The sequence below is a fragment of the Candidatus Contendobacter odensis Run_B_J11 genome (assembly GCF_000531125.1).
GTDB lineage: Bacteria > Pseudomonadota > Gammaproteobacteria > Competibacterales > Competibacteraceae > Contendibacter > Contendibacter odensensis.
Genome location: NZ_CBTK010000286.1, coordinates 44,595 through 51,048 on the forward strand (window position 1 = coordinate 44,595; position 6,454 = coordinate 51,048).

The window sequence follows — 6,454 nt, forward strand, 5'->3', positions numbered from 1 at the left end:
CGCATCATTGCGTTTTTTCAGGTCGGTAAATCGCATAGTGCCCGGTAAAGGTCATCGCCGGTTCGCCGTCAGCGCGGATGATCACCTCAACTGTCCAGCGGGTCTTGCCGCGCTGGCGGTAGTGGCTGATAAAGCGTTCGGTTACCTCGGCGTCCGGGCGCACGCACTCCGCCACGATTCCCTCGCGTACTGGCTTCAGAAACTTCAGGGTGCTGTCGGTGATCACGATCTCGGCGGTCTCGCCATGCTCACGCAAAGTAACACGGGTCAGCGCCCAACCGGTCAGCGCGGCGATGGCCGCCATGGATCCACCAAAGGCGATGCCTTTATCGTTGATATTCGGCGCCAGCGGCGCAACCAGCGTCAGTCCGGTATCGTCACAGCGCTCCAGTCGAGCCTGCATCGCCTGAAACAGCGGGACATGATGGTTGAGAAAATCGTTGATTTCCTGCTCATAGGACATGAAGGTTCCTCTAGGATAGGGGGATAGCGCGGTCGTAAAGAAAATCTGCGGCTATTTTCGTCTTTTTTGGGCCGTCGTGGTCTACAGATTCGCAAAACCGATATTAGGAGAAATTTATGCTTGAAAAACCCGCTGTCACTCAGGTCGTCATTGCCGATTTGATCGCCCGCCGCTGGAGTCCGCGTGCGATGAATCCGGATCAGCCAGTCAGCCGCGAACAGCTTTTGGCACTGCTGGAAGCGGCTCGCTGGGCGCCGTCCTGCTTCGGCGATCAACCGTGGCGCTATCTGGTCTGGGATCGGTTCCGCAATGCCGCCGCCTGGCAACAGGCGTTCGAGTGTCTGGCCGAGGGTAATCAAGAGTGGGTTAAAAATGCATCGCTATTGCTGCTGGCAGTAGCTGCGCCGAATTTCGGCCACAATGGCAAGCCGAACCGCTGGGCGCAGCACGACACCGGCGCAGCCAGCGAAAATCTTTGCCTGCAAGCAGCTGCGCTGGGGTTGGTAGCGCATCAGATGGGTGGTTTTGACCCGGAATCGGCTAAAACCCGCTTCAATATTCCCGCCGATCATGTCTGCATGGCGATGATTGCGGTGGGTCATCCGGCACCGGCCGAGGTGCTGCCGGGGGTGTTGCGAGAGCGCGAACAGGCGCCACGGGAACGTAAGCCGCTTGCCCAAATTGTCTTCGAGGACGGTTGGAACCAGAGCCTTCAGCAGACTTAAAGGCTGGATAAAATGGCGTACCCCAACTGTTGGGGCACGCCGTGCGCGCCCTACTTTCCTCTCTGAGATCGCTATGCCCATAACCACGTCTGATCGGCGCTCCAACCGGGGGGCCAGCCGCTATTTGTTCCGTTCACTGCTGTTTTTGCTGGTGCTGGCAGCGCTGGGCGCGTTTTTCCACCAGCCCCTCATCGCCGCATTCCTGACCAATCCCTATCTGAATGGCACGATTGCGGTCGCGTTCCTGTTCGGGGTGGCCTACACCCTCAAAGCAATGGCCGGTACGCTGCTCGATGTCCGCGCCGCCGATCAGGCCGCCGAGGTGGCGCTCAAGGCACGCCGCCATGAACTGCCGCTCAGGCAGGCTGATGAGGCGTTGCTGGGGGTTATACAGCGGCGTGGGGTGAGCGATTTTCTGCATAAGGTTCACCGGGTTATCGGTCACGGCGACGCCACTGCCACCCTGCCGTATCTGCTTGATTCGCTGGCAACACGCGGCGATGACCAGCGGGCACTGGTGCGTTATCTGGTCGGGGCACTGGTGTTGTTAGGCTTGATTGGCACCTTCTACGGCCTGCTGCTGACGATTGCCGGGGTGCGCGATGTCATTGGTGGCCTGGCGACCGAGAAGGCGACCGATACCATGACCCTGATCGCCAACTTCAAGGATCGGCTGGCTGCGCCGCTCGGCGGGATGGGCACCTCGTTCTCGGCCTCGCTGTTCGGGTTGATGGGCGCGCTGGCGCTGGGTTTCCTGGAACTGCAACTGTTCCACGCCCAGAACGATCATCATTCCCAGTTGGAGGCGCTGGTGGTCAGCGATCTGGTGCCGTTGTGGCAGCCGGTGGTTACGGTGACTGCTCAGACTGAAACTATTTCTCCCCGGCATTTGGCGGCGTTGCTGCAATCCACCACTGACCGGCTGGAACGGGTTGCGGCGACCACTGAATATCTGGCCAATCGCGGCGAAGGGATTACCCGGGTGGCGGAGCAGGTGGCAAATCTGGGCGAACGGATTGAATCGCTGCGGACCACGCTACAAAACATCGAGAATGACCGCACTGCTGATTTGCGGCACGAGCTGCGCATTATTGCCCGGTTGCTGGCGCAACGGCCCACACAACCAGAGGACACTGATCATGCGCCGCCGGCGTGATTCGCTCAGCGAGTTCAATGTCTGGCCGGCCTTTACCGACGCGCTGGGCGGCTTGGTGATGGTGCTGATCTTTCTGATTACGGTATTCGTAATCACCGAGGTGCTGATCGGTCGCGAGATGATGGGCAAAGAAACCGCGATTGGACAGTTGCAGCGGATCATCAGCCATCTGGAAGGTCTGGCAGGGGACGCCGATAAGGAAGCGGCGCGCCTGCGCAGCCGGATGCAGGGCTTGGAAAGCACGGTCAGCGAACGCGATAAACTGCTGGCGCAATTACGCAACGAACGGGCGGCATTGAGTGCCGACAAGAGCAAGGCGGAACAGACGGCCACCAGCGCGCAGGAACAGGCGGCGCTGCTCAGCACTCGCGCTGAGCGGCTGGCGGCAGAACTGGAGCGGCTCAACCGTGCGCTGGCGGCCAATCAGCAGGATTTGGCGCAGCGCGATTCGGTGATCGTCCAGCAAAAAGGCCGGATCGAGGCACTGGACAGCGCCTTGAAGAAGAAACTGCTGGAACGGGTTGAAGAACTGGAGAAATACGCCAGCGATTTCTTTGGCCGTTTGCGCGAAGTGTTTGCCAATAATCCCGACATCAAAGTGGTGGGCGACCGTTTCGTGTTTCAATCCGAGGTGCTGTTTGCCTCTGGCGAGGCCACGCTATCGGCGTCCGGGGGCGGCGATCTGGACAAGTTCGCGGCGGTTTACCGCCAACTGGCCGCTAAATTGCCGCCGGATTTACCGGTCATCATCGAGGTGCAAGGTCATACCGACCGGGTGCCGGTGCGGGGCCGCTTCCCGTCCAACTGGGAACTGTCCACCGCGCGAGCGCAGCAAGTAGTGAATTACCTGATTCAGCAGGGCATTCCGCCGCAGCGACTGGCGGCGGTCGGGATGGCGGAGTATCACCCGATTGATCCGGCAGACAATGCCGATGCGTATCGCCGCAACCGTCGGATCGAGTTGAAGATCACCAGCCGCTGAAAAATCATTGACCGGCCAAGCCCTTTTTGTTGTCTGCCGGTCGAGTTTTATCCATTATTCTTGTCCAGCAATCACCCGACCCTTTTCATGAATCTCTCCGCAGGAACCCCTATGCACCCGACTCTGCTCAACAACGTCAATGTTGCCGCCCTGGATGTGCTGCTTACGCCTGATGACATCAAGCGACGGCTGCCGATGACCGACACCGCTGCCGCTACGGTTCTCACCGGGCGCGACACCGTGCAGCGCATTCTCGATCATCAGGATCACCGGGTTTTTGTGGTGGTCGGTCCCTGTTCCATTCATGACCTCAAGGCGGCCCGCGAGTACGCGCAGCGACTCCGCGAACTGGCAAATGAGGTCGGCGACACTCTGGTTCTGATCATGCGGGTGTATTTCGAGAAACCCCGAACCACCGTCGGCTGGAAGGGACTGATCAACGATCCGCACCTGGACGACTCTTTCAACGTCGCCGAAGGGCTACAAATCGCCCGTGCGCTGCTGCTGGAAATCGCCGAGATGGGCCTGCCCACCGGCACCGAGGCACTGGATCCGCTCTGCCCACAATATCTGGATGATCTCCTGGCCTGGACCGCTATCGGCGCTCGCACCACTGAGTCGCAGACCCATCGGGAAATGGCCAGCGGCCTGTCTACCCCGGTCGGCTTCAAAAACGCCACCAACGGCAATCTGGATGTAGCGATTAATGCCCTGCAATCCGCTGCCCGCCCGCATAGTTTTCTTGGCATCAACCAGCACGGCCAGTCGGCGGTAATCCGCACCACCGGCAACCGCTATGGTCATGTGGTGCTGCGCGGCGGTACCGAAGGCCCAAACTACGACACGGTGACGATTGCGCTGTGCGAGCAGGAACTGATCAAGAACAAACTACCGCTGAACCTGGTGGTGGATTGCAGCCATGCTAACGCCCGCAAAGACCCAGCTTTACAACCGCTGGTATTGAATGACTGCGTGCATCAAATTTTGGAAGGCAACCGCTCGATTGTTGGCTTTATGATCGAAAGCAATCTGGAATGGGGTAATCAGCCAATTCCTGCTGACCGCTCGCAACTCAAGTATGGCGTCTCAGTCACCGACGCCTGCGTGGATTGGACCACCACCGCCAAGATGCTGCGTGAGGCACGCGCCAAGTTGAAGGACGTGCTGCCGGGCCGGTTTGCAAGCTGATCCTACCCATATCCTTAATCTTTCCCCGACCACCGACGGAACCCGAAACCATGAAAATTGAAACCATTGCCATTCACGGAGGCTATACGCCAGAAGCCACCACCAAGGCGGTCGCCGTTCCCATCTATCAAACCACCTCCTACGCCTTCGACGATACCCAGCATGGCGCGGATTTGTTCGATCTGAAGGTGCCAGGCAATATCTACACCCGGATCATGAATCCCACCACTGCGGTGCTGGAACAGCGGGTGGCGGCGATGGAAGGCGGGGTTGGCGCGCTGGCGGTCGCTTCAGGTATGGCGGCGATCACCTATAGCCTGATGACGATTGCGGAAGCGGGCGACAACATCGTCACCACTTCCACGTTGTACGGCGGTACCTACAACCTGTTCGCCCATACCTTGCCCCGGTTCGGCATTGAAGCGCGTTTCGCCGATTACCATGACACCGAGGCGATGGGCCGGCTGATTGACGACCGGACCAAGGCGGTGTTCTGCGAATCCATCGGCAACCCGGCGGCGAACGTGGTGGATTTCGGCGCGCTGGCCGAGATGGCCCATGCCCATGGCGTACCGCTGATCGTGGACAACACCGTGCCGACTCCTTATTTGTGCCGGCCGTTCAAGCACGGCGCCGACATCGTGGTCCACGCTCTAACCAAGTACATGGGCGGCCACGGCACCAGCATCGGCGGTATTATCGTGGATTCTGGCCGCTTCCCCTGGGATCAGCACAAGGTTCGTTTCGCCCGCTTGAACGAACCCGATCCCTCCTATCATGGCGTGGTGTATGTCGAGGCGTTGGGACCGGCAGCGTTTATTGGTCGGGCGCGCGTCGTGCCGCTGCGCAACACCGGCGCGGCCATTTCACCGTTCAACAGCTTCCTGATTTTGCAAGGGATCGAGACCTTGCCGGTACGGATGGATCGCCACTGCGAGAATGCGGTCAAGGCGGCGGAATATCTGCGTGACCATCCCCAGGTGGTTTGGGTGCGCTATCCGGCGCTGGCCGACAGCCCGGACAAGCCGCTGGTGGATAAGTACATGGGGGGGCGCGGCTCCAGCATCCTCAGCTTCGGGATCCAGGGCGGGCGCGATGCCGGCGCCAAGTTCATTGATGCGCTGCAACTGGTAACCCGGCTGGTCAATATCGGCGACGCCAAATCACTGGCCTGCCACCCCGCGACCACGACTCACCGCCAGTTATCGTCAACAGAACTGGCCCGCGCTGGGGTCAGCGAGGATTTGGTGCGGCTGTCCATTGGCATCGAGCATATTGACGACATTCTTGCTGATTTGGAGCAGGCGCTGGCGGCGGCGCGCTGAAATCACCTCCTCCTTTCTGACCTACTCGCAAGTATTCGAGGCTTAGGAGACTGCGGGATTTAGCGTCGGGAAGGGGGAATAATCGGGCAGTTGGAACCGATAAAACTTGGCCGCCACTTCAAGCGGTCGGCTGGAGCGCTCTGTTAGCTATTATTTCCATCGTGCAACAACATCAAATTCAACCAACTCTTTCTTCGAATTACGCTTGCGCATTGCACGGCATTTAACTTCATTGAACCCTAGTGTTGTGAGCATTTCAGCGTATAGCAGTTCCGTCGAAACCAGTATTCCATAGAAAGTCGAATTACCAACAATGTAGTGCAACTCTGCTCCACTCGCGAGTACAGGAGTCAAGCATCGAAAGTGAACCCACATGTCATCAAAATACTTCCTCCTGTAAATTTTCCTGTGATTCGCACGACGGGTTGGGTAAGTACAACGCACACCTCTCAGCAAGATCAAAGAGTTAGATGAAGCCGATGTTCTAGCCCAGGCCGCAAATCATCGCCATCACAGGAAAATTTACAGGAGGAATTAATTCTTTTTTTTATCCTTCAATAGTTCGGACAGTTTCATGTAGCGATAGCCCCGTAGTTGCATAGGTCCGCAAAGTGA

At 58.6% G+C, this 6,454-nt stretch carries 6 protein-coding genes; 5 read left to right on the forward strand and 1 reads right to left on the reverse strand.

Annotated elements, in window-relative coordinates; genetic code table 11:
• Positions 1 to 4: 4 nt before the first annotated feature.
• Positions 5 to 463, reverse strand: coding sequence for a YiiD C-terminal domain-containing protein (locus tag BN874_RS22930; protein WP_051498036.1), 459 nt, complete (start codon positions 461 to 463; stop codon positions 5 to 7).
• A 116-nt stretch (positions 464 to 579) separates the two neighbouring features.
• Here BN874_RS22930 and BN874_RS18205 point away from each other — a divergent pair, with 116 nt between their 5' ends.
• From BN874_RS18205 to BN874_RS18225, 5 genes are all read left to right on the forward strand, one after another.
• Positions 580 to 1,188 carry a nitroreductase family protein gene (locus BN874_RS18205; protein ID WP_034435714.1) on the forward strand — a complete coding sequence of 203 codons (609 nt, stop codon included), beginning with the start codon at positions 580 to 582 and terminating at the stop codon, positions 1,186 to 1,188.
• A gap of 73 nt (positions 1,189 to 1,261) precedes the next feature.
• Positions 1,262 to 2,344, forward strand: coding sequence for a hypothetical protein (locus BN874_RS22935; RefSeq protein ID WP_051498037.1), 1,083 nt, complete (start codon positions 1,262 to 1,264; stop codon positions 2,342 to 2,344).
• Positions 2,328 to 3,326, forward strand: coding sequence for a peptidoglycan -binding protein (locus tag BN874_RS18215; RefSeq protein WP_034435716.1), 999 nt, complete (start codon positions 2,328 to 2,330; stop codon positions 3,324 to 3,326). Before BN874_RS22935 ends, BN874_RS18215 begins: the two co-directional genes overlap by 17 nt.
• 111 nt (positions 3,327 to 3,437) lie before the next feature.
• On the forward strand, positions 3,438 to 4,514 hold the full coding sequence (locus BN874_RS18220; protein WP_034435717.1) for a 3-deoxy-7-phosphoheptulonate synthase: 1,077 nt from the start codon (positions 3,438 to 3,440) through the stop codon (positions 4,512 to 4,514).
• Positions 4,515 to 4,564: 50 nt separating this feature from the next.
• Positions 4,565 to 5,839 carry a bifunctional O-acetylhomoserine aminocarboxypropyltransferase/cysteine synthase gene (locus BN874_RS18225; protein ID WP_034435718.1) on the forward strand — a complete coding sequence of 425 codons (1,275 nt, stop codon included), beginning with the start codon at positions 4,565 to 4,567 and terminating at the stop codon, positions 5,837 to 5,839.
• The last annotated feature ends 615 nt before the right edge of the window (positions 5,840 to 6,454 follow it).

Excerpts from the sequence above, each read along its gene's own strand:
- BN874_RS22930 (WP_051498036.1), bottom strand. The coding sequence starts at position 463 with ATGTCCTATGAGCAGGAAATCAACGATTTTCTCAACCATCATGTCCCG.
- BN874_RS18205 (WP_034435714.1), top strand. The coding sequence starts at position 580 with ATGCTTGAAAAACCCGCTGTCACTCAGGTCGTCATTGCCGATTTGATC.
- BN874_RS22935 (WP_051498037.1), top strand. The coding sequence starts at position 1,262 with ATGCCCATAACCACGTCTGATCGGCGCTCCAACCGGGGGGCCAGCCGC.
- BN874_RS18215 (WP_034435716.1), top strand. The coding sequence starts at position 2,328 with ATGCGCCGCCGGCGTGATTCGCTCAGCGAGTTCAATGTCTGGCCGGCC.
- BN874_RS18220 (WP_034435717.1), top strand. The coding sequence starts at position 3,438 with ATGCACCCGACTCTGCTCAACAACGTCAATGTTGCCGCCCTGGATGTG.
- BN874_RS18225 (WP_034435718.1), top strand. The coding sequence starts at position 4,565 with ATGAAAATTGAAACCATTGCCATTCACGGAGGCTATACGCCAGAAGCC.